At 71.1% G+C, this 24,391-nt stretch carries 20 protein-coding genes; 2 read left to right on the top strand and 18 right to left on the bottom strand.

Features of this window, described 5'->3' with window-relative positions; genetic code table 11:
- Window positions 1-17 precede the first annotated feature (17 nt).
- Both ABZ622_RS30705 and ABZ622_RS30710 read right to left on the bottom strand, forming a co-directional pair.
- Window positions 18-494 carry a hypothetical protein gene (locus ABZ622_RS30705; RefSeq protein ID WP_360548717.1) on the bottom strand — a complete coding sequence of 159 codons (477 nt, stop codon included), beginning with the start codon at window positions 492-494 and terminating at the stop codon, window positions 18-20.
- 174 nt (window positions 495-668) lie between these two features.
- Window positions 669-1,193, bottom strand: a complete 525-nt coding sequence (locus ABZ622_RS30710) for a hypothetical protein (RefSeq protein ID WP_360548719.1) — start codon at window positions 1,191-1,193, stop codon at window positions 669-671.
- Between the two features lie 316 nt (window positions 1,194-1,509).
- On the opposite strand from ABZ622_RS30710, the gene ABZ622_RS30715 reads away from it, so the two are divergent.
- Window positions 1,510-2,139 carry a YceI family protein gene (locus ABZ622_RS30715; protein ID WP_360548721.1) on the top strand — a complete coding sequence of 210 codons (630 nt, stop codon included), beginning with the start codon at window positions 1,510-1,512 and terminating at the stop codon, window positions 2,137-2,139.
- A gap of 105 nt (window positions 2,140-2,244) precedes the next feature.
- Here ABZ622_RS30715 and ABZ622_RS30720 read toward each other — a convergent pair whose 3' ends face one another.
- The 10 genes from ABZ622_RS30720 to ABZ622_RS30765 all read right to left on the bottom strand — a co-directional run bounded on the left by ABZ622_RS30720 (window position 2,245) and on the right by ABZ622_RS30765 (window position 16,041).
- On the bottom strand, window positions 2,245-3,213 hold the full coding sequence (locus ABZ622_RS30720; protein ID WP_360548770.1) for an NAD(P)/FAD-dependent oxidoreductase: 969 nt from the start codon (window positions 3,211-3,213) through the stop codon (window positions 2,245-2,247).
- Window positions 3,214-3,398: 185 nt separating this feature from the next.
- Window positions 3,399-6,050: a SpoIIE family protein phosphatase gene (locus ABZ622_RS30725; protein WP_360548772.1), complete on the bottom strand. Its 2,652-nt coding sequence runs from the start codon at window positions 6,048-6,050 to the stop codon at window positions 3,399-3,401.
- A gap of 207 nt (window positions 6,051-6,257) precedes the next feature.
- Entirely contained in the window at window positions 6,258-7,625 is a 1,368-nt protein-coding gene (locus tag ABZ622_RS30730) for a hypothetical protein (protein ID WP_360548723.1), read from the bottom strand.
- Between the two features lie 53 nt (window positions 7,626-7,678).
- Window positions 7,679-9,103: a GH1 family beta-glucosidase gene (locus ABZ622_RS30735; protein WP_360548725.1), complete on the bottom strand. Its 1,425-nt coding sequence runs from the start codon at window positions 9,101-9,103 to the stop codon at window positions 7,679-7,681.
- A gap of 27 nt (window positions 9,104-9,130) precedes the next feature.
- Window positions 9,131-10,144, bottom strand: coding sequence for an ABC transporter ATP-binding protein (locus ABZ622_RS30740; RefSeq protein ID WP_360548727.1), 1,014 nt, complete (start codon window positions 10,142-10,144; stop codon window positions 9,131-9,133).
- Window positions 10,141-11,121, bottom strand: a complete 981-nt coding sequence (locus ABZ622_RS30745) for an ABC transporter permease (protein ID WP_360548729.1) — start codon at window positions 11,119-11,121, stop codon at window positions 10,141-10,143. The genes ABZ622_RS30740 and ABZ622_RS30745 overlap by 4 nt, the downstream gene beginning before the upstream one ends.
- A gap of 3 nt (window positions 11,122-11,124) precedes the next feature.
- Window positions 11,125-12,105 (bottom strand): ABC transporter permease, encoded by a 981-nt coding sequence (locus tag ABZ622_RS30750; protein WP_360548731.1) that lies wholly within the window; start codon window positions 12,103-12,105, stop codon window positions 11,125-11,127.
- Window positions 12,102-13,235: an ABC transporter ATP-binding protein gene (locus ABZ622_RS30755; protein WP_360548733.1), complete on the bottom strand. Its 1,134-nt coding sequence runs from the start codon at window positions 13,233-13,235 to the stop codon at window positions 12,102-12,104. Before ABZ622_RS30755 ends, ABZ622_RS30750 begins: the two co-directional genes overlap by 4 nt.
- Window positions 13,236-13,266: 31 nt before the next feature.
- Complete coding sequence (locus ABZ622_RS30760) at window positions 13,267-14,940, bottom strand: ABC transporter substrate-binding protein (protein ID WP_360548735.1); 1,674 nt, start codon at window positions 14,938-14,940, stop codon at window positions 13,267-13,269.
- Between the two features lie 126 nt (window positions 14,941-15,066).
- On the bottom strand, window positions 15,067-16,041 hold the full coding sequence (locus tag ABZ622_RS30765) for a LacI family DNA-binding transcriptional regulator (RefSeq protein WP_266911749.1): 975 nt from the start codon (window positions 16,039-16,041) through the stop codon (window positions 15,067-15,069).
- A 339-nt stretch (window positions 16,042-16,380) separates the two neighbouring features.
- Here ABZ622_RS30765 and ABZ622_RS30770 point away from each other — a divergent pair, with 339 nt between their 5' ends.
- On the top strand, window positions 16,381-16,971 hold the full coding sequence (locus ABZ622_RS30770; protein ID WP_360548737.1) for a hypothetical protein: 591 nt from the start codon (window positions 16,381-16,383) through the stop codon (window positions 16,969-16,971).
- A 48-nt stretch (window positions 16,972-17,019) separates the two neighbouring features.
- Here ABZ622_RS30770 and cimA read toward each other — a convergent pair whose 3' ends face one another.
- The 6 genes from cimA to ureA all read right to left on the bottom strand — a co-directional run bounded on the left by cimA (window position 17,020) and on the right by ureA (window position 24,348).
- Complete coding sequence (cimA, locus tag ABZ622_RS30775; RefSeq protein WP_360548739.1) at window positions 17,020-18,627, bottom strand: citramalate synthase; 1,608 nt, start codon at window positions 18,625-18,627, stop codon at window positions 17,020-17,022.
- A 280-nt stretch (window positions 18,628-18,907) separates the two neighbouring features.
- Window positions 18,908-20,242, bottom strand: a complete 1,335-nt coding sequence (locus tag ABZ622_RS30780) for an MFS transporter (RefSeq protein ID WP_360548741.1) — start codon at window positions 20,240-20,242, stop codon at window positions 18,908-18,910.
- 98 nt (window positions 20,243-20,340) lie between these two features.
- A complete protein-coding gene (locus ABZ622_RS30785; RefSeq protein WP_360548743.1) occupies window positions 20,341-20,946 on the bottom strand; it encodes a TetR family transcriptional regulator C-terminal domain-containing protein in 606 nt (201 codons plus the stop codon).
- A 3-nt stretch (window positions 20,947-20,949) separates the two neighbouring features.
- Window positions 20,950-21,951 (bottom strand): agmatine deiminase family protein, encoded by a 1,002-nt coding sequence (locus ABZ622_RS30790; protein ID WP_360548774.1) that lies wholly within the window; start codon window positions 21,949-21,951, stop codon window positions 20,950-20,952.
- 31 nt (window positions 21,952-21,982) lie between these two features.
- A complete protein-coding gene (locus tag ABZ622_RS30795; RefSeq protein WP_360548745.1) occupies window positions 21,983-23,671 on the bottom strand; it encodes an urease subunit alpha in 1,689 nt (562 codons plus the stop codon).
- Window positions 23,668-24,348 carry an urease subunit gamma gene (gene ureA, locus ABZ622_RS30800; protein WP_360548747.1) on the bottom strand — a complete coding sequence of 227 codons (681 nt, stop codon included), beginning with the start codon at window positions 24,346-24,348 and terminating at the stop codon, window positions 23,668-23,670. Before ureA ends, ABZ622_RS30795 begins: the two co-directional genes overlap by 4 nt.
- Window positions 24,349-24,391 lie beyond the last annotated feature (43 nt).

Here is a 24,391-nt window from a genome sequence, read left to right on the forward strand (position 1 = left end):
GGGAAGGAGGGGCGCAATCAGATGATGGGGCCTTCGGGCTTCGGGATCGAGGGCTTGGTGTCCTCTTCGGGAACGTCGTAGTAGTCGGCGATCTTGGACGCGCTCACCTGGGCGGCGACCCACTCGTCGTCCTTCTTCTTCGACGCCTTCGAGAAGTCGAGGTGGTTGGAGATGTGCGCGCAGGCATCGGCCAGCGTCCCGACCTGCTTGTCCCAGGCCTTGGATGCGGCGGTCAGTGCCTTGCCCATCTCGAACCCGTCCGATGCCAGGCTCGTACCGGCGGCCTCGGTCGTGGTCCGGGCGTGCTTGCCGTCGGCCTTCAGGTTGTTGTGCAACCGGTAGGCGAAATGGCCGATCTTGCCCAACTCGTCGTCGTGGACGACGAGGTCCCCGCCGGACGGCCCCGCGCCCGGACCCTCGGCCGGCGCGCTGTTCAGCTGCATGCGGGCGGCCGCGTCCGCCTTGAGGCCGGCCCACTCCTCTTCGAAGGACATGAACCCTCCTGGTGATCGCGATGGCTGGTCAGCTCGGTTCGGAGCCTCGGCAGTTGACCATGCTAATCCGTCACGCGTTCGGATCGACGGGGTGCCCTCGTCCGCCGGAAAACAGAGCGGGGTGCTCCTGTCCGGCGGACAGGGGCACCCCGTGCGGGTCGACGTGCGCCGAGGTCAGCAGCCGCCGCAGTTGTAGAACGTCACGTCCCAGTGGTTGCCCTCGTCGGCGTAGACGTTGCCGGAGCCCGCCTGGTACTGGGGGGCACCGTCACCGCGCACACCGATGTAGGTGAAGACGTTGTGGACGTAGTTGGTGAGGCAGGTCGACTTGGCGAAGTCGAGCTTGTAGCCGTTCCAGTGCGAGTACGTGCCGCTGGCATGGCCGGTCTCGGTGCCGCCGGTGATGTTCAGCGCGCAGCCCGTGGCGCCCTTGAGGGTCTGGGCGCCCTGGGCGGTGGCCAGGTTGAGCTGGTCGAACGAGGTGCAGGTGGCGACGTTGCGGTTGGAGCAGCCGCCGGAGGACGACCAGGTGACTCCGGAGGAGCTGAACCGGGCGGTGGCCTCGGCGTGCGTGAGCTTGGTGGCGGCGTGGGCCTGGGGGGCGCCACCGCCGAGGACACCGACGCCGGGGGCGAAGAGAACGCCCAGGACGAGGGCGAATGCGGTCAGGACGGGGCGCAGTCTCATATGGGACAACATGGGGGACTCCTCCTGCTCATGACAAGTAAGGGTATGCAGATACTGCCCGAGTTCTACGCGCGTCCGCCAGAGGGGGGCGGCAACGGTCGGCAGTAATTGAGCCGACGTTCGGTCTGCGTTCACGGCGCCCTTCGATCGACGCTCCCCACTGGCCCCTTCGACCGACGCCCCTGATCGGCACCGCTCATCGGCACCCTTCGAGCGACACCCTTCCACCCAGATGTTGAATGTTGAACTAGATCGCGCTACAGTCATTCTCGTTGAAGGTTAAACAATCACTTCGACCCCGCTCGATCACGTCCCCCGAGGAGGAGCCATGGCTCTGTTCAACCGCAAGAACAACAACGCCCCGTCCGCCACCACCGCGACCATCGCCCCCGCCGTGGACCCGGCCCTGGCCGCCCTCACCGGCGAGTACGCGATCGACCCGGCGCACAGCAGCATCGGCTTCACCGTGCGGCACGCGATGGTCACCAATGTGCGCGGCTCCTTCGGTGAGCACGAGGGCACACTGAAGCTGGACGGCTCCGACCCGGCGAACTCCACCGCGTCCATCGACGTCAGGATCGGCAGCATCGACACCGGCATCGCCGACCGCGACGGCCACCTGGTCAGCGGCGACTTCTTCGACGCCGAGAAGTTCCCGCTCATGACCTTCCGCTCCACGCATGCCGAGCAGCTCGGCGGTGACACGTACCGCGTCACCGGTGACCTCACCATCAAGGACGTCACGCGTCCGCTCTCCATCGACCTGGAGTTCAACGGCTCCGCCACCGACGTCTACGGCAACGAGCGGGTCGGTTTCGAGGGCAGCGCCGACATCCTGCGCTCCGACTGGGGCCTGACCTGGAACGCGGCGCTGGAGACCGGCGGCGTGATGGTCAGCGACAAGGTCAGGCTCAACTTCGACATCTCCGCGATCAAGTCCGCCGTGACTCAGGCCTGACGCCCTGCGCCACCCGCCACGCCTGAACCCGAGCGCGCCCGCTCCCTCCTCCCCCGCCGGGGAGGGAGGCGGGCGCTCGGCGTTTCGGGGCGGGCCCGGTCGGCGTCAGGCGCGGCGGGCGGCGACCGCGCGGTTCACGTCGTCGGTGATCAGGTCCGCGTTGATCGCGGCGGCGGCCTGTACCCCGGCGGCGGCCGCCGCGACGACCTGGCCCTTCGGGTCGGCGACATTGCCGGCCACCCAGATGCCGGGCACCTCCGTCGCCCCGGCCGCGTCGGACTCGACGTACGTCCCGATCACCTCGCCGCCCATCTTCAGTTCGGCCGCGCCCAGGCCCAGGCCCGCCAGCACGTCCGCGCGGGCGGTGAAGCGGGGCTGCACGACCACGGCCTCGCACGCGACGCTCCGGCCCTCCGCCAGCCGCACCCCGGTCAGCCGGTCGTCCGTCACATCGAGGCCGGTCACCTCGCCGTCGACCACGGCGATGCCGCGGGCGGCCAACTGCTCGTACTCCCCGTCGGTGAACTCGGGGCCGGTGTGGCGGAAGAGGGTGATGTTCTCGCTCCACTGGCGCCACAGCAGCGCCTGGTGCACGGCCAGCGGTCCGGTGGACAGGACGCCGATCGGGCGGGCGGCGACCTCCCGGCCGTGGCAGTACGGGCAGTGCAGGACCTCGCGCCCCCACCGCTCGGCCACGCCCGGCACCGGGGGAAGTCCGTCGGCCAGGCCGGTGGTCACCAGGAGCCGCCGCGCCACGACCACGGCCCCGTCCTCGCGTACGACACGGAATCCCGTGCCGTCGGGCAGCCGCTCGGCGCCCGCCACGGCGCCCCGGACGACCTCACCCCCGTAACGGGTCACCTCGTCCCGGCCGATGGCCAGCAGCTCCGAGGGCGGGATGCCGTCGTGTCCCAGGTAGCCGTGCATGTGTGCGGCCGGGGCGTTGCGCGGGTGTCCCGCGTCGATCACCTGGACACTGCGCCGTGCCCTGGCCAGGGTCACGGCTCCGCTCAGTCCGGCGGCGCCGCCGCCGATCACCACCACGTCGTAGGGGCGGTCCGTACCGCCGTTCATGCCCCGATCACCGGTCACGTCGCCGGTCACGTCGTTGGTCATGTCGCCGGTCGCGCCGCCGGTCATGTCGCTCATGGGGAGCACCTCTCTCTCGCCTTCTTCCGAGAGGGTCCGCGACCCGGCGTCATATCGGCAAATATCATTGCTGGAACGGCAAACAACGGAGAAGGGGTGAAGGGGTGACGTCAGAGGGCGTTCGGCTGCGGCTCGTCCGCCTCGGGCTCGCCGACCGTCTGCTCCGACCAGATGACCTTGCCCGTCTCGGTGTAACGGGTCCCCCAGCGTTCGGCGAACTGGGCGACGAGGAACAGGCCCCGGCCGCCCTCGTCGGTCGTCGCCGCGTAGCGCAGATGCGGGGAGGTGCTGCTGCTGTCGGAGACCTCGCAGATCAGGTTGCGGTCGTACAGCAGGCGGACCTCGATGGGCGCCGTGCCGTAGCGCACCGCGTTGGTGACCAGTTCGCTCAGGATCAGCTCGGTGGCGAACGCCTCCTCCTCCAGGCCCCGGTCGGTGAGCCACTGGGCGACGTTCTTGCGGACCCCGGCGACGGCCGCCGGGTCGGTGGCCACCGCCCACTGTGCGACCTGGTCGGGATCGAGCGTGCGGGTGCGGGCCACGAGCAGCGCGACATCGTCGTTCGGCCGGTCGTGCAGCAGCGCGTCGAGCACGTCGTCGCAGGTCTCCTCCGGTGTCCGGTCGCGGCCGGCGAGGGAGGCGCGCAGCAGGGCGAGGCCGGTGTCGATGTCCCGGCCCCGGCGCTCCACGAGCCCGTCCGTGTACAGGACCAGCCGGCTCCCCTCGGGTACGTGGAACTCGGCCGCCTCGAAGGGCATGCCGCCGATGCCGAGCGGGAGTCCGGTCGGCACCTCGGGGAAGTCGACCGTGCCGTCGGGCAGGACCAGCACGGGCCCGGGGTGGCCGGCCCGGGCCACCGCGCAGTTCCCGGAGACCGCGTCGTAGATCGCGTACAGGCAGGTGGCTCCGGCGATCTCCGCGTCGTCGTCGGCCTCGTCCCGGTCGATCCGGCTGACCAGTTCGTCGAGATGCCCGAGGAGTTCGTCGGGAGCGGGATCCAGCGAGGAGAAGTTGTGGACGCTGGTGCGCAGCCGCCCCATGGTGGCCGCGGCGTGCAGACCGTGTCCGACCACGTCGCCGACGACCAGCGCCACCCGGGCGCCGGACAGCGGGATCACGTCGAACCAGTCGCCGCCCACCCCCTCGTACGCGGGCAGATAGCGGTAGGCGACATCGAGGGCGTTCTGCTCGGGCAGGCCGCGCGGCAGCAGACTGCGCTGCAGGGTCACGGCCAGCGCGTGCTCCCGTGTGTAGCGGCGGGCGTTGTCCACGCCGACCGCGCCCCGGGCCACCAGTTCCTCCGCGAAGGACAGGTCGTCCTCGCCGAACGGCTCCGAATCGCCCGAGCGCCAGAAGTTGGCCATGCCCAGAACCGTGCCGCGGGCGTGCATCGGCACCGACAGCAGCGAGTGGAAGCCCCGCTGTCTGATCCGCTCGGCCACGTCGGGATCCCAGTTCCGCCAGCCCAGCTTCAGGAAGTCGCTCTGCAGATCGGCGTCGTCGCTGTGCACCCGCATGGCCCGGGTCCTGGTGGGGACGAAGCCCACCACATGGCCGACCGGGTACAGCGGGTGGTCCGCGCGGACCGCCGCGACGGCCGTGCGGCGCATCTCCAGCGTGCCACCGTCCGGTGTCGTCGGTTCGTCCCCGCGCAGTACGGGGTCGGCGAGGTCGACCGACGCGGCGTCGGCGAATCCGGGGATCGCCACGTCCGCCAGCTCCTGGGCCGTGCGGGTCACATCGAGGGTGGTGCCGATCCGGGCGCCCGCCTCGTACAGGAGCAGCAGCCGTTCGGTGGCGTACTCCGCCTGTCCCGTGACCGCGCGCAGTTCCGTGGTGTCCCGCAGCGTCACCACCATGCCGGGCGGCCCGCCGTGCGTGTCGGTCGGGCGGAGGTTGACGGCCAGCAGCCGGTTGCCGGCCCGCAGCACCTCGTCCGTGACGGTCCGGCCGGTGACCAGCAGTTCCGCGGTGTCCGGGTCCAGCCCGAGGTCCGCCACCGCCCTGCCCTCGGCGTCCGGTGGCAGGTCGAGAAGCCTGCGGGCCTCGTCGTTGGCGAGGGTCAGTCGGCGGTCGGCCTCGACGATGAGGACGCCCTCGCGGACCGCGTGCAGCACCGCGTCGTGGTGCTCGTACATCCGGGTCATCTCGGCGGCCCCGAGGCCGTGGGTCTGGCGGCGCAGCCGCCTGCTCAGAAGCGCCGCGCCGCCCGCGGTGAGCGCCAGGGCGACCGCCGCGGCGCCCGCGGCGAGCGGGACGGAGCGGTCCGCCACGCTGTTCACGGACTCGACGGTGATCCCCACCGAGACAATTCCGGCGATCGAGCCGTCCGTCCGGGGCACGGGCACGACCGAGTTGACCGAGGGCCCCAGGCTTCCGCTGAAGGTCTCGGTGAACCCGTGCCCGGCCAGTGCCTGTTTGTACGGGCCGATGAGGTGTTTGCCGATCAGCGCGGGGTCGGGGTGGGTGTACCGGATGCCCTGCCGGCCCGCCAGGACGATGTACTCGACATGGGTCAGCTTGCGGACCTCCTCGGCACGCGGCTGGAGGATCGCGGTGGGATTCCTGCTGTCCAGTGCGGCGGCGGTTCCGGGCGCGTGGGCGAAGGTCTCGGCGACGCTCAGGGTGCGGGCGCGGGCGTCGGCCATGCTGTCGCGGCGACCCTGCACCACCAGCGCGACGGCCCCCGCCGCGATGAGCAGCATCACGAGGCCGAGGACGAAGACAAAGACCTGGCCGGCCACGGTGCGCAGGCTGAACAGGGAGCGCAGTTCGCGACCGGGCGACCAGGGCGCCGGGTCCCGGCCCGACGGCGCGGGCGCCTGTCGGCCCGGGCGTCCTCCATCGTGCCGATGTGATCGCCGGACGGGGCGTCGTAGCCGCGCCCGGAATCGGCCGATACCAGACATAACTTCAGGTCTAGCATGAATCGCACCTGCCCGAGCGGTCATCGGTCGCCGGTCGGCGGCTCAGAACCCGCCCCCGTCGAATCCGCCGCCGCCCCCGAAGTCGCCTCCCCCTCCGAAGCCTCCGCCGTCGAAGCCCGAGGAGTCGAAGTCGGCTCCGGAGAAGTCGCCGCCGCTCCAGTCCCCGCCGGAGCCGAAGTCGCCGCCGCCGTACTCCGCCGCGTACGCGGGGCTGGACAGCATGGAGCCGAGCAGCGTGCCGGCGAGCAGGCCGGGGAGCAGGCCGCCACCGAAGTAGCCGCCCGCCCACGGACCGTAGGCCGGGCCCGCCTCCCAGTACGGGCGGCGGCCGTCGGGGGTGTCGACGGTGCGGCCCAGCGGTTCCTCGCCCGCGCGCAGCCGGACCTCGTCGGCCGCGCAGACCGGGACCTCGCGTGCCGTGCCGCCGGACGGGGACCAGCGGGCGTCGGCGACCGAGGGGCCGTGGCGCGGGTCGAAGAAGCACGGCGGGCGGCGGGCCGGCAGTTCGCCGCCGGTCCGGCGGGCATCGAGGACCGCGAGGGAGAAGCGGCCGTCCTCCAGGGCCTGGGTGACCCCGCGCACGTCGGACGGGTGGCGGGCCGCGGACATGCGGGACTTCGCGGTCTCGTACGAGTCGAGCGCCCGCTCGTAGTCCGCGCGCATGACGTCGTCGGCGCCCGCCTCGGCGGGGTGGAAGTCGAGCCGGTCCAGGGTTTCGCCGTACGCGGTGATGTCCTCGTCCACGACGACCCGGAGCTTGTCGAGCGCGGCCCGCTCCTCGCTCTCCTTGCGCTTCCGGTTGCGGAGCACGATCGCGCAGGCCGTGCCGCCGCCCAGCACCAGGAGCGCGCCGACCGTGATCAGCCCGACGGCGGACGACGACCCGCCGCCGGACGAGCCGCCCCAGGAGGCGGGGGCGCTGCCCCGTGCCTGTTCCACGGCCCGGTCGACGAAGGCGTTCAGCTGGGTCGCGGCGCCGGTGTCCGCGCCGGGTGTCTTCACCGCGGCGGTGAGGTTGTGGACCGCCCGGGTGGGCATCACCTGCGGGTCGGCGCCCGCGTCGAAGCCGTTGCCGAGGCGGACCGCGTAGACACCGCTGATTCCGGTGTCGGTGCGCAGGGTGGTCAGCAGGGTCTTCGCGGGAAACGCGGAGGTCCGCGGCAGCACCGCCACGAACACCGGCTTGTCGGCGTCCTTGATCTTCTTCGTCAGGGCGGCGACCTGGCCCGGTGAGAGCTGGCCGGACGCCGCCGGGTCGACGTACACCGGGCTCTTGCGCAGGGCCTGCGCGACGTCGTCGACGGTGGCTGCCCCGGTCGACGGCGTCGCGCCCGGGGCCATACCGAGGACGGCCGCCGCCAGGATCAGCAGCAGGCCGATCAGCACCGTCGGGAACAGCCTGTTCCGCATACTTCGAAGCTAACCCGAACGGGTGGCGGGTGCGACAGCCCGGCCCGCCGCGCTCAGCCGCCCCGGGTGAGGCGGATGGTGTCGCGGTACCACTTGGCGCTGTCCTTCAGCGTCCGTTCCTGCGTCCCGTAGTCGACGCGGACGATGCCGAACCGCTTGTCGTAGCCGTAGGACCACTCGAAGTTGTCCATCAGCGACCAGGCGAAGTAGCCCCGGACGTCGGCCCCGGCGGCGCGGGCCGCGGCGACGGCGGCGATGTGGTCGGCGAGATAGGCGGTGCGGTCGGCGTCGTGGACCTGTCCGTCCGCACCGACGGTGTCGTCGAACGCGGCGCCGTTCTCGGTGATCACCGTCGGGACGCCGTAGTCCTGCTCCAGGCCCACCAGCAGGTCGGTGAGGGCGGTGGGGGTGATCTCCCAGTCCATCGCGGTACGCGGCAGATCGCGCTCCACGCCACGGGTGACGGGCAGCCCTTCGGCGTCCACCGGGGAGCCGTCCTCCGTGACGCCGGAGAAGAGGGTGCCGCGGTAGAAGTTGACGCCGAGGACGTCGATCGGGGTGGCGATGACGGCCAGGTCGCCCTCCTGGACCGGGAGCACGGCGCCGCGCAGGGCGAGGTCGGCGACGACGTCCTCGGGGTAGCCGCCCCCGACCAGCGGGTCCAGGTAGAGGCGGCGGCCCATCCCGTCGGCGCGGCGGCAGGCCTCGGCGTCCTCGGGGCTGTCGGTCTCGGGGGTGGCGGTGCCGAGGTTGAGCGTGATGCCGAGTTCCAGTTCGTTGCCCCGGGCGGCGGCCGCCTCGCGGATGTGCCGGGCGGCGAGGCCGTGGCCGAGGAGCAGATGATGGACGGCCCTGATCGCGTCGCCGAAGTCCTGCCGGCCGGGCGCCTGGTTGCCGTACGCGTAACCGAGCATGGCCGAGCACCACGGCTCGTTCAGCGTCGTCCAGTGCTTCACCCGGTCACCGAGCGCCTCGTGGGCGAGCGCGGCGTACTCGGCGAAGCGGTGGGCGGTGTCACGGGCCGGCCAGCCGCCGGCGTCCTCCAGCTCCTGCGGAAGGTCCCAGTGGTAGAGGGTGACCCAGGGCGTGACGCCGGCGGCCTCCAGCTCGTCGAGCAGCCGCTTGTAGAAGTCCAGCCCCTTCGCGTTGGCCGGGCCGCGCCCGCCCGGCTGGACGCGCGGCCAGGCGAGCGAGAAGCGGTACGTGTCGACGCCCAGGTCCGCGATCAGCCGCACGTCCTCGGGCATCCGGTGGTAGTGGTCGCAGGCCACATCGCCGTTCTCGCCGCGGACGACCATGCCGGGCGCCCTGCAGTAGGTGTCCCAGATGGACGGGGTCCGGCCGTCCTCGGCGGCGGCCCCCTCGATCTGGTAGGCGGCGGTGGCGACGCCCCAGCGGAAATCGGCGGGCAGGCCGGGGACGGCACGGGCGGCGAGCCCGCGGGCCTGGGCGTGGGCCTGGGAGATGACGGGATTCATGGGTCTCCTGTGGTGTGCTTGGGGTCGCTACGGGCGGGGTGCGGCGGTCGCCGGGGCCGGCCGGTGGAGCCAGCAGGCCACCGTGCGCGACTCGTCCCCGTCCGGTGCGGCGAGCACCGGGACATGACCGGCGCAGGCGTCGAGCGCCTTGCCGCAGCGGGGGTGGAAGGCGCAGCCGGCTGGCATCGCGGACAGGTGCGGGGGCGAGCCGGGGATGCCGGTCAGTTCGCGGCGGGCGCCGTGCAGTGCGGGGAAGGAGTGCAGCAGCCCGTCGCTGTAGGGGTGGTGGGGGTCCCGGTAGATCGCGGCGGCCCGCGCCTCCTCGACGATCCGGCCGCCGTACATGATCGCGATCCGGTCCGAGAACTCGATCAGCAGTGAGATGTCATGGGTGATGAAGACGACCGAGAAGCCCAGCTCCTCGCGCAGCCGGACCAGTTGGCTCAGGATCTGGCGCTGCATGACGACGTCCAGGGCCGTCGTGGGTTCGTCCATGACGACGATCTCGGGCTCCAGCGCGAGCGCCATCGCGATCATCACGCGCTGGCGCATCCCGCCGGAGAGCTGGTGCGGGTAGGCGGCGAGCCGGTCGGCGGAGATGCCGACGAGCGCCAGCAACTCCCGTGCCCGCGCGGTCCGTTCGGCCCGCTTCATCCCGGGGCGGTGGGCCCGCAGTACGTCGGTGAGCTGGCTGTGGACCGTGTGCACCGGGTTGAGCGAGTTCATCGCGCCCTGGAACACGATCGACAGCTCCTGCCAGCGGAAGGCCCTCAGCCCGGCGGCCGACAGGGCCAGCAGATCGAGCGCCCCGCCGTCCCTCCGGTGGTAGTGGACCTCGCCGCCGGTGATCACCCCGGGCGGCGAGAGCAGCCGGGTGACGGCGTACGCGAGGGTCGACTTGCCGGACCCGGACTCGCCCGCCAGGCCCAGCACCTCGCCCCGGTGCAGGGTGAGGTCGATGTCGCGCAGCGCGTGCACGGCACCGTCCCCGGTCCCGTAGTCCACGTTCAGCCGGCGGACGGTGAGGACGGGCTCGCTCATGAGCGGGTCTCCTTCTCAGAGGTGCCGGTACGTGCCACCGGGGTGAAGCCGACCCGCATCCGGACCTTCCGGGACGCGCCGGTCTCCGTGCGCAGGCGCGGGTTGACGAACTCGTCGATGCCGAAGTTGATCAGGCCGAGCGACATGCCGAGCAGGGCGATGCAGAGTCCGGCCGGGACGAACCACCACCACGCGCCCTGCGCCAGGGCCTGGTTGGACTGCGCCCAGAACAGGACGGTCCCCCAGTTCCAGTCGGAGATGTCGGCGACGCCGATGAAGGCGAGGGTGATCTCGGAGAGGATCGCGAAGACGACGGTGCCGACGAAGCCGGAGGCGATGACCGCCGTCAGGTTCGGCAGCACCTCGAAGAGGATGATCCGCCAGGTCGATTCGCCCGTCGCGCGGGCCGCCTCGACGTAGTCCCGGCGCCGCAGCGACAGTGTCTGGGCGCGCAGCACGCGCGCACCCCACGCCCACGAGGTGAATGCGATGACGGCGGCGATCAGGAGGTCGCCGGCGTCGGAGACGAGACTGGCGATGATGATGATCAGCGGCAGTCCCGGGATGACCAGGAAGACGTTGGAGAGCAGCGAGAGCAGTTCGTCGGCCGTGCCGCCGAGGAAGCCCGCGCTGACGCCGATCAGTACGGACAGGACCGTCGCGAGAATTCCGGCGACGAAGCCGACGACCAGGACGCCGCGGGTGCCGACGAGGATCTGCGAGAGCACGTCCTGACCGGTGTGCGTGGTGCCGAACCAGTGTTCACCGGAGGGCGGTTGGAGCAGCGCGTCGCTCATGGCGTCCGGGTCGTACGGGGCGATCCACGGCCCGATGACCGCGATCACGGCGAAGAAGGCGAGGATCCCGAGACCGACGACGGTCTTGCGGCCGCGCAGGAAGCGCAGACGGCGCCGGCCGGGTACCGGGGGCTCGGTCGCGTCGGTCACGGCGACCTCGTCGGCGGCGGTGACAGCCATGTCCTAGGCCTCCCTTCGGGTACGGGGGTCGAGGGCCAGGTAGATCAGGTCGGCCAGGAGGTTCGCCGCGAGGACGGAGAGCGTGATGATCAGGAAGACGCCCTGCATCAGCGGGTAGTCCTTGGCGCCGACGGCCTGGAAGAGCTGGAGGCCGATGCCTGGATAGGAGAAGACCATCTCGACGAGGAGGGTGCCTCCGACAATGAAGCCGATGGAGAGGGCGAAGCCGGAGATGTTGGGCAGGACCGCGTTGCGTGCCGCGTATCCGAACATCACCCGGCGCTCGGAGAGCCCCTTGGCCTGGGCGACCATGACGTAGTCCTCCGAGGACACCGTCACCATCATGTTCCGCATCCCGAGGATCCAGCCGGCCACCGCGCTGAGCACGATGGTGAGGCCGGGCAGCACCCCGTGGTAGAGCGCGCTGGAGATGAACGGCCAGTCGAAAGCCGGGACGAGCGCGTTGTCGTAGCCGCCCGATTCGGGGAAGAGCGGCCACTTCACGGCGAACAGCGCGATGGCGATGAGCCCCAGCCAGAAGTACGGGATGGCCGAGATGAAGGTGGTGACGGGGAGCAGCCCGTCCAGCCAGGAGCCGCGCCGCCATCCGGTGAAGACCCCGATGCCGGTGCCGAGCACGAAGCTGATCAGGGTGGTGAGGCCGACGAGGGCGAGCGTCCAGGGCAGCGACTGGGCGATCACCTCGCTGACGGGTGTCGGGAAGAAGGTGAAGGAGAGGCCCAGGTCGCCGTCGAGCAGATGCGACCAGTAGTCGGTGTACTGCTGCCAGAGCGACTGGTTCTTGTCGAGGCCGAAGAGCGCGGTGAGCGAATCGACGGCACTGGTGTCGAGCCGGCCCTGGAAGCGGGCGAGCAGCGCCTGGACCGGGTCGCCCGGCATCATGCGCGGGATCAGGAAGTTGATGGTGATCGCGGCCCATGCGGTGACCAGGTAGAAGGCGAGCCGTTGCAGCAGGTATTTCACTTCGCGGCTTCTTTCTGCGTGCGGTCCCCGCCGTCGCCGCGGCCGGATCCCCGGTCCCCGGCCCCGTCCGGCCGACCCTCCTCGTCGCCGCAGCCGGTTGTCCGGCCCCCGGCCCCGTCCGCGTACAGCCAGCAGGCCGCCCACTGCCCGCCTTCGAGTTCGAAGCGCGGCGGCGGTTCGGTGCGGCAGCGCTCCAGGGCCTTCGGGCAGCGGGGGTGGAAGCGGCAGCCGGCGGGCGGTGCGATCAGCGAGGGCGGTTCGCCGCTGCCGGTCTCCTCCTGTTCCGTCTCGGCGACCGCCCGGTCCGGGTCGGGCGCGGAGGCGATGAGGAGCTGGGTGTAGGGGTGGGCGGGGTGCTGGGTGACGGTCTCGCTGTCACCGCCCTCGACGATCCGGCCCGCGTACATCACCAGCGTGGTGTCCGCGAAGTAGCGGGCCGACGCTATGTCATGGGTGATGTAGAGGATCGCGAGGCGGAGCCGTTCCTTGAGGTCCTTCAGCAGATTGAGCACGCCGAGCCGGATCGAGACGTCCAGCATGGAGACCGGCTCGTCGGCGAGCAGCACCTGGGGATCGGCGCCGAGCGCGCGGGCGATGGCCACCCGCTGGCGCTGTCCCCCGGACAGTTCGTGCGGGAACTTGTCCAGGTACTGCTGGGGCGGGGTCAGCTGGACCCGGTCCAGCAGGGCGGTCAGGCGCTCCTCCAGCTCCGCCTCGCCACTGCCGGCCCGGCCGTGGATCCGCAGGGCCCGGGTGAGGTGGTAGCGCACGGTGTGCACCGGGTTCAGCGAGGCGAACGGGTCCTGGAAGACGATCTGGACCCGGCGTACGTAGGCGCGGAAGGACCGGCCCCGTGCGGCCTTCACCGCCGTGCCGTCCAGCCGGATCTCGCCCCCGGTCAGCGGATACAGCTGGGCGAGCAGCCGGGCGACGGTGGATTTCCCGGATCCCGACTCCCCCACCAGCGCCGTGACGGTGCCCCGGCGCAGTTCCAGCGAGACGTCGTCGACGGCGTGGACGGTCCGGCGTCTGCCCGCGAGCAGGTCGCGTCCGGTGCGCCGTACCGGGAAGTGCTTGGTGACTGAGCGTGCTTCGAGCACGACGTGGTTGTGTGCGGGCTGTTTCGACATGGCCGGTCCCTGTGTCCCGTGATCCCTGGCTCTACTTGGCGGGCTTGAGCTTCAGCACGATCTGGAGCGCGGACGGCTGGGTGTGCTGCGGCGGCGCGTACGGGTCGGCCTCGGTCGGCCAGCCCACCCAGTTCTTCGTGGAGTACTCGGCTCCGATCGGGGCGGCGGCCGTCGGGATCATCGGCGCCTGCTCGACCATGATCTTCTGGAGGGTGTTCATGGCCTCGGTGCGGGCGGAGTCCTCGGTGGCGCCCGCGAATGCCTTGAGCGCCCCGGTGGCCTCGTCGTTCTTGAAGCGGCCGAAGTTGCCGAGCTGGGAGGCCTTGCCGACGGGCTGGAGCAGCGCGCCGTCCATGATGTTCTGGTACATGTCGTACGGGGTGGCGCCGCTGTTGGTCCAGTGCAGGGTGGCGTCGAAGTCGCCGTTGGCGACGTCCGCGCCCCAGGCCTCCGCGGTCTGCGTCTTGACCTGGGCCTCGATGCCGAGCTGCTTGATGTTGTCCTTGATGATCGCGAGGCCGGTGATGTAGTCGTTCCAGCCGGCCGGGTCGGTGAAGGTCAGCTTGACCGGCTTGCCGGCCGGGTCCTTCAGCACGCCGCCGCCGAGTCGGAATCCGGCCTCCGCGAGCACCTTCTTGGCACCGGCCACGTCGGGGGCGGTGGTGGCGCTCTTGTACTCGGGGGCGAGGAAGGACTCACCGGCGGGCAGCGGGATGCCGGTCGGGTTGGTGATCTCCGGGTAGAGCGTGGCCTCGGCCTGGGTGTGGATCGCCCTGCGGTCGACGACCATTGCCATGGCCCTGCGCAGCGCCGGGTTGTCGAGGGGCTTGCGGGCGGTGTTGAACCAGAGTCCGTGGACGCCGAGCCCGGAGGGGAACCACAGCTTGTGGTTCTTCGGGTCCTTGGCGACGAACAGCTGCTTGTAGTTGGGCATGAAGACGAACGACCACTCGACCTTGCCGTTCGCCAGCGCCGTGGTCGCCGCGCTGTTGTCGTTGTAGGCGGTGTAGCGCAGCTCCTTGACCTTGGACCCGCCCTTCCAGTACGTGGGCGTGGCGGTCAGTGTGGTGGTCTGCGGGGTGAACGTCTTGAGCTTGTAAGGGCCGGAGCCGACGGGCGTGCGGTTGGGCCAGGTCTCGGGGTTGTCGACGCCTTCCCAGATGTGCTTGGGCACGATGAACTGCTGGATGATCTTGTTCTGGTTGACGTACTGGGAGTCCTTGAAGGTCAGCACGACCGTCTTGCCCCGCACCGTGATCCCGTCGAACGGGATGCCGTTGCCGTTCAGCGCCGGGTGCTTCTTCAGCAGCTCGAAGGTGTACGCGACGTCGTCGGCGGTCAGCGGCTTGCCGTCGGCCCACTTGGCCTTGGGGTCCAGGGTGAAGGTGACCTGGGTGAAGTTGGACTCCCACGTCCAGCCGGTCGCCAGCCACGGGGCGGCCTTGTCCGCGGGCCGGATCTGGTTCGTCATGGCCAGCGGCTCGTAGATCATGAAGCGGTAGCCGAGCGTGGCGCCCGCCGAGGTGCTGAGGAACGGGTTGCTGTTGTCGGTCTGCGGCCCGTCCGGCTTGCCCAGGGTCAGTACGCCGGAGGCGCCGCCCCCTTTGTTGGCACCCGAGTTGGCGGACGAGCAGCCGGCGGCGAGCGCGACCACCGCGGTCGCGATCGAGAGCGCTCTCAACGTGGCATGACGTCGTACGGACATGGCGACTCCAAGAGGGACTGCGGTCGGAAGGATCCGGAGGTACGGAGGTACGGAAGTACGGAAGTACGGACGTGCGGGGATACGGAGGTGCGGGAGTGCGGCGGGCCGTGTACTCCGGCCGGACCGCTACGGCGCCGAGTGGCGCACGACCAGTTCGGTGGGCAGCACGACCGGTGCTTCGGGTACGGGCGTGCCGCCGAGGTGGGAGAGCAGCAGCCGTGCGGCCGTCTCGCCCATCCGCCGGGTGGGCTGGCGCACGGTGGTCAGGGGCGGTTCGGTGTGCTCGGCCATCGGGATGTCGTCGAAGCCGACCACGGCGATGTCGTCCGGCACGGAGCGCCCGGCGGTGCGCAGGGCCCGCAGCACACCCGCCGCGCTGATGTCGTTGTGTGCGAAGACCGAGTCGAACTCGGCGCCGGAGGCCAGAAGTTGCTCCACGGCCAGCCGTCCGCTGCGTTCGGTGAAGTCCCCGTGCACGACGAGATCGGTGGGCAGCACGGTACGGAATCCGTCGAGCCGGTCGCGTACGCAGCCGAAGTGCTGGGGACCCGTGATGACCAGGGGCCGGGTCCGTCCGGCGGCGAGCAGATGACGTGCGGCGCTCGCGCCTCCTTCGCGGTTGGTGGTCACGACGGAGGGGAATTCGGGGTGGTGGCCGCGGTCGTCGATCAGCACGATCGGCAGGCCGCCGCGGTGCAGTGCGGTGAGGTGGTCGAGGGTGTTCTCGGGTTCCACCACCAGGAGCCCGTCGAAGGCGCGTGCCGACACCTGGCCGGTGAAGCGCCGTACGGACTCGGCGCCGCGGTTGCAGGTGAAGAGCAGCAGCCCGTAGTCGGCGGCCTCGACGGTGTCCACGACGCCCTGGAGCACTTCACCCATCCACGGCCAGGTGAGCGAGGGCACCAGCATGCCGACCGTACGGCTGCTGCCGCGGGCCAGTCCGACGGCGCCGGAGCTGGGTACGTAGCCGAGCTGTGCGATCACTTCACGAACGCGGGCCGCCGTGGAACCGTCCACCTCGCCCTTGGCGTTGACGACCCGTGACACGGTCGTCTTGCTGACGCCGGCCTCGCGGGCGACATCGGCGATGGTGACACGCATCGGGGCCTCCGGGACAAGGCATGGCGGACAGCTGGAACCGGTACCGCAACCGGTTCCGGAACCGGTACCGGCGTTGCGGCGTGAGTTAACCCCGCCGGAACAGTGCCGTCAATACTTCACACCGACATTGGTCCGTACCCATCTCCCGTACGAGCAGGGCATGTTGTGTGTTCAGCTTCTGAACGCGGCCGTCGCTCGTCCCCGTAGCCGCCGCGCCCGTCATGATGGCCTTCGGCCGGCCCGGGTTCCATGTTTCACATCACGCGCGAGGGCAGAACCACGGCTCGCGCGATCGGCATCCTCGATCCCGTCAACTACGTTCGCCCGCAAAGGAATCCCATGAATCGCCGTCGCGTTTCCGCCGCCCTGCTGCTCGGCTCCGCCGTCATCGCGCTGACCACCGCCTGCGGCCCGGAGGAGTCCGGCGCGGCAGCCACCGGCTCCGGCCCGGCCGCCTCGGCGGGCGACCCCACGGCCGAGGCGTTGCCCGGCTCCGCCACCACCGCCTCCGACACCGGTTCCCGGCCGGCCTCGGACCCGGCCGCGAAGGGCACCACCGGCGGGAAGGGCACCACCGGCGGGAAGACCGGCTCCGGCGGCAAGCCCTGCTACCACCCGGAGGGCTACGACCACTTCCTCGAACTGGCGTCCGCCGAGGTCGACCAGGGCGACACCCGGGTGAACTTCACCGAGGTCGGCTGCACCTACGACCCCGCCGCCGAGCAGAACGTCACGTACACCGCCATCCGCAAGGGGTCGGCCCTGATCCACGCCGGCGCCGAGGTCCAGGTGGTCGGCGACACCGGGAACCCGCGCACCGTCCCGGCCGGCTGGCTGGTGGACCACGAGCTGCCCAACACCCCGTACTTCTACTACCGGGCGGACGCCCAGGGCCGGATCGCCGCGATGCAGGAGATCTACCACCCCTGACCGCGGCCCGGGGCCGGGCCCTCCGCGGCCCCGCCCGGCCCGGACCGGCTACTCCGTCGGCTCGACCCCCGCCCGCAGCAGCCCGTAGGTGTACGCGTCCTCCAGGGCCTGCCAGGACGCGGCGATGACGTTCTCCGCGACGCCGACCGTCGCCCAGTCACCGGTGCCGTCGCCGGTGGTGATGAGGACTCGGGTGGTGGACTCGGTGCCGGTGCGGCCTTCGAGGATGCGGACCTTGTAGTCGATCAGCTCCAGCTTGGCGAGCTGCGGGTAGATCCGCTCCAGGGCGACCCGCAGCGCCCGGTCGAGCGCGTTGACCGGGCCGTTGCCCTCGGCGGTGGCGACGATCCGCTCGCCCTTGGCCCAGAGCTTCACGGTGGCCTCGTTGGCGTGCGTGCCGTCGGGACGGTCCTCGACGATGGCGCGCCAGGACTCGGTGCGGAAGTAGCGGCGTACCCGGCCCTCCGCCTCGGCGCGCAGCAGCAGTTCGAAGGAGGCGTCGGCGGCCTCGTACGTGTAGCCCTTGAGCTCGCGCTCCTTGACCCGCTCGACAACCCGGCCGATCAGCGCCCGGTCGCCGCCGAGGTCGATGCCGAGCTCCTTGCCCTTGAGCTCGATGGAGGCGCGGCCGGCCATGTCGGAGACCAGCATCCGCATGGTGTTGCCGACCAGGGCCGGGTCGATGTGCTGGTAGAGGTCGGGGTCGACCTTGATCGCGGAGGCGTGCAGTCCGGCCTTGTGGGCGAAGGCGGAAACACCCACATAGGGCTGGTGGGTGGAGGGGGTCAGGTTGACGACCTCGGCGATGGCGTGCGAGACCCGGGTCATGTCGGCGAGCGCGCCCTCGGGCAGGATGGTCTTGCCGTACTTGAGCTCCAGGGCGGCGACCACCGGGAAGAGGTTGGCGTTGCCGACGCGTTCGCCGTAGCCGTTGGCGGTGCACTGGACGTGGGTGGCGCCCGCGTCGACGGCGGCGAGGGTGTTGGCGACGGCGCAGCCGGTGTCGTCCTGGGCGTGGATGCCGAGCCGGGCGCCGGTGTCGGCGAGGACGGTGGCGACGACGGCCTGGACCTGGGCGGGGAGCATGCCGCCGTTGGTGTCGCAGAGGATGACGACATCGGCGCCGGCCTCGGAGGCGGCGCGCACGACGGCCTTGGCGTACTCGGGGTTGGCGCGGTAGCCGTCGAAGAAGTGCTCGCAGTCCACGAAGACCCGGCGGCCCTGCTCACGGAGGTAGGAGACGGTGTCGACGACCATCTCCAGGTTCTCTTCGAGGGTGGTGCGCAGCGCGAGTTCCACATGGCGGTCGTGGGACTTGGCGACCAGGGTGATCACCGGGGCGCCGGACTCCAGCAGTGCCTTGACCTGGGGGTCCTCGGCGGCCTTGCCACCGGCCCGGCGGGTCGCGCCGAAGGCGACCAGCTCGGCGTTCTTGAACTCGATCTCCTGCTGCGCGCGGGCGAAGAACTCGGTGTCGCGGGGGTTGGCACCGGGCCAGCCGCCCTCGATGAAGCCCACGCCGAAGTTGTCCAGGTGCCGGGCGATGGTCAGCTTGTCCGCGACCGTCAGGTTGATGCCTTCACGCTGGGCCCCGTCGCGCAGTGTGGTGTCGAAGACATGGAAACTGTCGTCGGTGGGCTTGGCCTTGGTGGTCATGCTGGTCTGACTCCTGTCGGATGAGCGGATCCGGACGATCTGGCTCCACTTGCCCCCATCATCCCGCGTGCGCCTCGCGCCGGCCGAGGTGAGGGCCGGAAAACGAAAAAACCCCTCGCGGGTGCGAGAGGTCTGCGCGCGGGTCTGGGGCACGGTGGCCGTGCCGCACGTGGTGGTGCGGGACGGTCACTGCGGACCGGCGCGCCTGCTGCCAATAATCATGACGAACGAGGGCACGGAAGCAGTCTTGCACAGGGCCGCCTCCGTGCCCCGCCCCGTCTCAGGATGCGGGCGTGACGCTCGTCGCCCCGGACCGCTCCGCGCTCTCCCGGTCCGCGTCCTTGGCTCCGACCCGGCCCAGGTCGATGTCCCGGGTCTCGCGCATGGTCAGGTAGACGACCAGGGAGACCGCCGCGCAGCCCGCCACGTACCAGTAGAAGCCGGACTCGATGCCCGCCTTCTTGAACCAGAGCGCCACGTACTCGGCGGTGCCGCCGAAGAGCGCGTTGGCGATGGCGTACGGGAGGGCGACGCCCAGGGCGCGGATGCCGGTCGGGAAGAGTTCGGCCTTCACACAGGCGTTGATCGAGGTGTACCCGGTGACGACGACCAGGGCGAGCAGCGCCAGGCCGAACGCGGGCCAGAACGTTCCCGCGTGCTTGAGCATCGTCATGATCGGCACGGTCAGGAAGGTGGAGCCGACGGCGAAGGTGATCAGCAGCGGGCGGCGGCCGATCCGGTCGGAGAGCATGCCGGCCAGCGGCTGGATGCACATGAAGACGAACAGGGCGCAGAAGCTGACCAGCGAGGCGGTGGGCTTGTCCATGCCCGCGCTCTTGGAGAGGAACTTGGAGAGGTAGGTCGTGTACGTGTAGTACGCGACGGTGCCGCCCATGGTCAGCGCCATCACCAGGAACGCCTCGCGCCTGTGCCGCCACAGCGCCTTCAGCGTGCCGCGGTCGTCCTGCTCGGCGGCGCCGGACTCCGCGTACACCTCGGTCTCCAGCATCGAGCGGCGCAGGTAGAAGACGATCGCGGCGCCGAGCGCGCCGACGATGAACGGGATGCGCCAGCCCCAGCTGTGCAGGGCCGCCTCGGACATGTTGCGCTGGAGGACGATCTGGAGACCGAGGCCGACGAGCTGTCCCGCGGTCATGGACACGTACTGGAAGCTGGAGGCGAAGCCGCGCCGGTCGGGTGCGGACGCCTCGGTGAGGTAGGTGGCGCTGGCGGCGTACTCGCCGCCGACGGACAGCCCCTGGAGCAGCCGGGCCACCAGCAGGACGGCCACCCCGCCGTACCCTGCGACGTCGTACGTCGGTGCGGCGGCGATGAGGATCGCGGAGGCCGACATGAGGGTGACGGTGAGGGTGAGCGCGGCCTTGCGGCCCCGGCGGTCACCGATCCGGCCGAGCAGCCAGCCGCCGACCGGACGCATGAAGAAGCCGACGGCGAAGATGCCCATGGTGTTCATGAGATTGGCGGTCTCATTGCCTTCGGGGAAGAACGAGTCCGCGAAGTAGACCGCGAAGGTCGCGTACACGAACCAGTCGAACCACTCGACCATGTTGCCGGCCGAACCGACCCAGATTTTCTTCCACTGCTCTCGTCCCATGGTCCGTCACCGTGCCCGAACAGCCGGGACCGTAACAAGGGCGAAATGCGCAACGATCGCGCGTACTTACGTGCGTTTCGTTCACGGCGGCCCGGCCGCTACCTGACGGCGAGTGAGTCCCCGATGAACTCCCTTACCTGTGCGAGGACTTGGGAACGTCCGGTGCCGGGGAGACCGACCGCGACATGGACGCTGAAGCCGTCGAGCAGGGCGCGCAGCCGGGTGGCGAACCGCCCGGCGTCGACCGGTCGGAACTCCCCGGCCGCCGCGCCCCCCTCCAGCAGGGCCACCAGGTCGCGGTGCCAGGCGTCCTCGATGGCGGCCTGCCGGGCGCGGGCGTCGTCGTCCGCGTTCCGCGAGCGGTTCCACACCTCCAGCCAGAGCGTCCAGTGCGGGTCGCGGGGCGCGGCGGGAAGGTACAGGTCGATGTAACCGTCGAGCCGTTCGCGGGCCGTCGCGGACCCGGCCATCAGGGCGCCGCGCGCCGCGCCGAGCCGTCCCTCGCTCCACTCCAGGGTCTGGAGCAGCAGCTCGTCCTTGGTGCGGAAGTAGTAGAGGAGGTGTCCGCTGCTCATGCCGACCTCGCGGCCGAGTCCGGCCATGGTGAGGCCGTCGAGCCCCTGTTCGGCGATGGTCGCCATGGCGGCGGCCAGCAGTTCCTCACGGGGCGGGGCGGTGTTGCGACGGCGTGGCGCGGGGGGCACGGTTCAGACCTTCGGCTGTTGCTGCGTGATGCAGTGGATGCCTCCACCGCCGGCAAAGATCGTACGGGCGTCGACGAGGGTCACCGTACGGTCGGGGAAGAGTTCGCCGAAGACGGCCGCCGCCTCCTTGTCGCGCGGGTCGTCGAAGGCGCAGAGGACCACACCGCCGTTGCAGAGGTAGTGGTTGATGTAGGAGTAGTCGACCCACTCGCCGTCGGCCTTCAGCACGGTGGGCGCCGGAACCTCGACGACGTCCAGCGAGCGGCCCCTGGCGTCGGTGGCCTCGCGCAGGATGCGCACGGTCTCGCGGGTGATCTCGTGGTCGGGGTGGGCCGGGTCCGGCTGGACATGGGCGACGACGGTGCCGGGGCGGGCGAAGGCGGCGACGATGTCGACATGGCCGAGGGTGCCGTACGTGCCGTAGTCGCCGGACAGTCCGCGCGGCAGCCAGATGGCCTTCTCGGTGCCGAGCCGGGCGTGGATCTCGGACTCGACCTGCTCGCGGGTCCAGTCGGGGTTGCGCTCCTGGCCGAGCTGGACGGTCTCGGTGAGCAGTACGGTGCCCTCGCCGTCCACGTGGATGGCGCCGCCCTCGTTGACCAGCCGGGAGCTCTGCACGGGTACGCCGGCCAGCTCGGCGACGGCACGGGCGATGTGCTGGTCGTGCTCCCAGCGGGCCCAGCCCTGGGCGCCCCAGCCGTTGAACGTCCAGTCGACGGCGGCCAGCCGGTTCCCGTCGGTGACGAAGGTGGGGCCGATGTCCCGCATCCAGGCGTCGTCGAGCGGGCGGACGGCCAGCTCGACGTCCGGGCCGAGGAGCGCGCGGGCGCCTTCCTCCTGGCCGGGTCCGACCACCATCGTGACGGGTTCGAAGCGGCGGACCGCGCGGGCGACGGTGGCCCAGGCGGCGCGGGCCTCCTCCAGTTCGGCGTCGGTATCGAAGGTGGGGTTGGGGCCCGGCCAGGCCATCCAGGTGCGTTCGTGCGGGGCCCACTCGGGCGGCATGCGGAAGGTCACTGCGATGTCCTTGGGAGAACTAGAGGAAGTAGAGGCGGTTGAGGGAGACGGAGTCGGCGGGCTCGGAGCGCAGCGGGTCGCCGTCCAGGGTGACCAGACCGCTGCGGGCGTCCACGGCGACCTCTCCGGTGCGGGAGTTGCGGATCAGGTCGCCGGGGCCGATGCCGCGGGTGCCGCGCACGCCGACGCGGCGGCGGCGGGTGGGCATCGAGTCGGCGCCGAGCTGGGTCGCCGCCTGCGAGACGAAGGCCACCGAGAGGTCGGCGGCGGTGGCTCCGTACGCCCCGAACTGCGGTCCGAGGACCAGGGGTTCGCAGGTGTCGGTGGCGGCGTTCGGGTCGCCCGTGACTCCGTGGGCGGGGAAGCCCGACTTCAGCACCAGCTGCGGCTTCGCGCCGAAGAACTCGGGGCGCCACAGCACGATGTCGGCCATCTTGCCGGTCTCGATGGAGCCGATCTCGTGCGAGAGGCCGTGGGCGATGGCGGGGTTGATGGTGAGCTTGGCGATGTAGCGCAGTACCCGGGCGTTGTCGTCCCCGGGGCCGTCGCCCTCCATCGGCCCCAGCTCGGCCTTCATCTTCCCGGCCATCGCGAAGGTGCGGCGCACCGTCTCGCCGGCCCGGCCCATGCCCTGCGCGTCGGACGAGGTGATGCCGATGGCGCCCAGGTCGTGCAGGACGTCCTCGGCGCCCATCGTCCCGGCGCGGATCCGGTCGCGGGCCATGGCGGCGTCGCCCGGCAGGTCCGTCTTGAGGTCGTGTACGGAGACGATCATCCCGTAGTGCTCGGCGACGGCGTCCCGGCCGAAGGGCAGCGTCGGGTTGGTGGACGAGCCGATGACGTTCTCGACGCCCGCCATCTTCAGGACGTTGGGGACGTGTCCGCCGCCGCAGCCCTCGATGTGGAAGGCGTGGATCGTGCGGCCCTCCAGCACCTTCAGGGTGTCCTCGACGGACAGGCATTCGTTCAGCCCGTCGCTGTGCAGGGCGACCTGGACGTCGTACTCCTCGGCGACCCGCAGCGCGGTGTCCAGGGCCCGGGTGTGCGCGCCCATGTCCTCGTGGACCTTGAAGCCGCAGGCCCCGCCCTCGGCGAGCGCCTCGACCAGCGGAGCCTGGTGGGAGGACGAACCGCGGCCCAGGAAGCCGATGTTGACCGGCCAGGCGTCGAAGGCGTTGAACGCGTGGCGCAGCGCCCAGGGCGAGTTGACGCCGACGCCCCAGACCGGGCCGTACTCCTGGCCGATGATCGTGGTGACGCCGGAGGCGAGCGAGGCCTCCATGATGCGCGGCGAGAGCAGATGGACATGGGTGTCGACGGCGCCCGCGGTCGCGATCATCCCCTCGCCGGAGACGATGGTGGTGCCCGTGCCGACGACGACGTCCACGTCGTCCAGGGTGTCGGGGTTGCCGGCCCGGCCGATCGACGCGATCCGGCCCTCGCGGATGCCGATGGACACCTTGCGGATGCCCTGCACGGCGTCGATGACCAGCACATTGCTGATGACTACGTCACAGGTGTCGCGGACCGCGGCGGCCTTGAGGTGCAGCCCGTCGCGGGCGGTCTTGCCGAATCCGGCGAGGAACTCCTCACCGTACCGCTGTGCGTCGGACTCGACGCGGACGGTCAGTCCGGAGTCGCCGAGCCGGACCCGGTCCCCGGCGCGCGGGCCGTGGACGGAGGCGTACTCGTACGGATCGATGCTCATCGCTCAGCTCCCAGATATCCACAGGCCGCGGCGCGCCGCAGGGCCTCCTCGCGTGCGCCGGGCGCGTCCAGCGGGCCGTCGACCAGGCCCGCGAAGCCGATCGCGATCCGTTCGCCACCGATCGGTACGAGGCCCACCTCGACGCTCTCGCCGGGCCCGAACCGGACGGAGGAACCGGCGGGGACGCAGAGCCGCATCCCGTAGGCGGCCGCGCGGGCGAAGTCGAGCCGGGGGTTGGCCTCGAAGAAGTGGAAGTGCGAGGTCACGGAGACCGGCACGGTCGCGGTGTTGTGGACGGTCAGCCGCACCGCGGGCTCCGGCTCGGGCGTGGCGGGACCGGGGACGACGGCCCCGGGGGCGTCGTCGCCCAGCCCCTCGCCCAGCGGCCGGGAGACCACGGCGAGCCGGGAGCCGTCGTCGAAGACGGCCTCCACATGGACCTCGGTGACGACGTCGGCGACGCCCGGCAGCACGTCGTCGGGGCCGAGCACGGACCGCGCCGCCTCGATGGCCTCGGCGAGCCGGCGCCCGTCCCGGGCGGCCTCGCAGACCGTGTCCGCGATCAGCGCGGTCGCCTCGGGGACGTTGAGCTTCAGTCCCCGGGCGCGGCGGGCCCGGGCCAGTTCGGCGGCGCTGAAGAGCAGCAGCCGGTCGCGTTCCGTCGGAGTCAGTCGCACGTCTCCACCCCTCTCGGTTAGAGCAGCACTCTAACTCATGGTT

It is taken from the genome of Streptomyces sp. NPDC007164 (genome assembly GCF_040634135.1).
Classification (GTDB): Bacteria; Actinomycetota; Actinomycetes; order Streptomycetales; family Streptomycetaceae; genus Streptomyces; species Streptomyces sanglieri.

What these genes read in the sequence shown, in the direction of transcription:
- ABZ622_RS30705 (WP_360548717.1), bottom strand. Translation starts at nt 494, where the DNA reads ATGTCCTTCGAAGAGGAGTGGGCCGGCCTCAAGGCGGACGCGGCCGCC.
- ABZ622_RS30710 (WP_360548719.1), bottom strand. Translation starts at nt 1,193, where the DNA reads ATGTTGTCCCATATGAGACTGCGCCCCGTCCTGACCGCATTCGCCCTC.
- ABZ622_RS30715 (WP_360548721.1), top strand. Translation starts at nt 1,510, where the DNA reads ATGGCTCTGTTCAACCGCAAGAACAACAACGCCCCGTCCGCCACCACC.
- ABZ622_RS30720 (WP_360548770.1), bottom strand. Translation starts at nt 3,213, where the DNA reads ATGAACGGCGGTACGGACCGCCCCTACGACGTGGTGGTGATCGGCGGC.
- ABZ622_RS30730 (WP_360548723.1), bottom strand. Translation starts at nt 7,625, where the DNA reads ATGCGGAACAGGCTGTTCCCGACGGTGCTGATCGGCCTGCTGCTGATC.
- ABZ622_RS30735 (WP_360548725.1), bottom strand. Translation starts at nt 9,103, where the DNA reads ATGAATCCCGTCATCTCCCAGGCCCACGCCCAGGCCCGCGGGCTCGCC.
- ABZ622_RS30740 (WP_360548727.1), bottom strand. Translation starts at nt 10,144, where the DNA reads ATGAGCGAGCCCGTCCTCACCGTCCGCCGGCTGAACGTGGACTACGGG.
- ABZ622_RS30745 (WP_360548729.1), bottom strand. Translation starts at nt 11,121, where the DNA reads ATGGCTGTCACCGCCGCCGACGAGGTCGCCGTGACCGACGCGACCGAG.
- ABZ622_RS30755 (WP_360548733.1), bottom strand. Translation starts at nt 13,235, where the DNA reads ATGTCGAAACAGCCCGCACACAACCACGTCGTGCTCGAAGCACGCTCA.
- ABZ622_RS30760 (WP_360548735.1), bottom strand. Translation starts at nt 14,940, where the DNA reads ATGTCCGTACGACGTCATGCCACGTTGAGAGCGCTCTCGATCGCGACC.
- ABZ622_RS30765 (WP_266911749.1), bottom strand. Translation starts at nt 16,041, where the DNA reads ATGCGTGTCACCATCGCCGATGTCGCCCGCGAGGCCGGCGTCAGCAAG.
- ABZ622_RS30770 (WP_360548737.1), top strand. Translation starts at nt 16,381, where the DNA reads ATGAATCGCCGTCGCGTTTCCGCCGCCCTGCTGCTCGGCTCCGCCGTC.
- cimA (WP_360548739.1), bottom strand. Translation starts at nt 18,627, where the DNA reads ATGACCACCAAGGCCAAGCCCACCGACGACAGTTTCCATGTCTTCGAC.
- ABZ622_RS30780 (WP_360548741.1), bottom strand. Translation starts at nt 20,242, where the DNA reads ATGGGACGAGAGCAGTGGAAGAAAATCTGGGTCGGTTCGGCCGGCAAC.
- ABZ622_RS30790 (WP_360548774.1), bottom strand. Translation starts at nt 21,951, where the DNA reads ATGCCGCCCGAGTGGGCCCCGCACGAACGCACCTGGATGGCCTGGCCG.
- ABZ622_RS30795 (WP_360548745.1), bottom strand. Translation starts at nt 23,671, where the DNA reads ATGAGCATCGATCCGTACGAGTACGCCTCCGTCCACGGCCCGCGCGCC.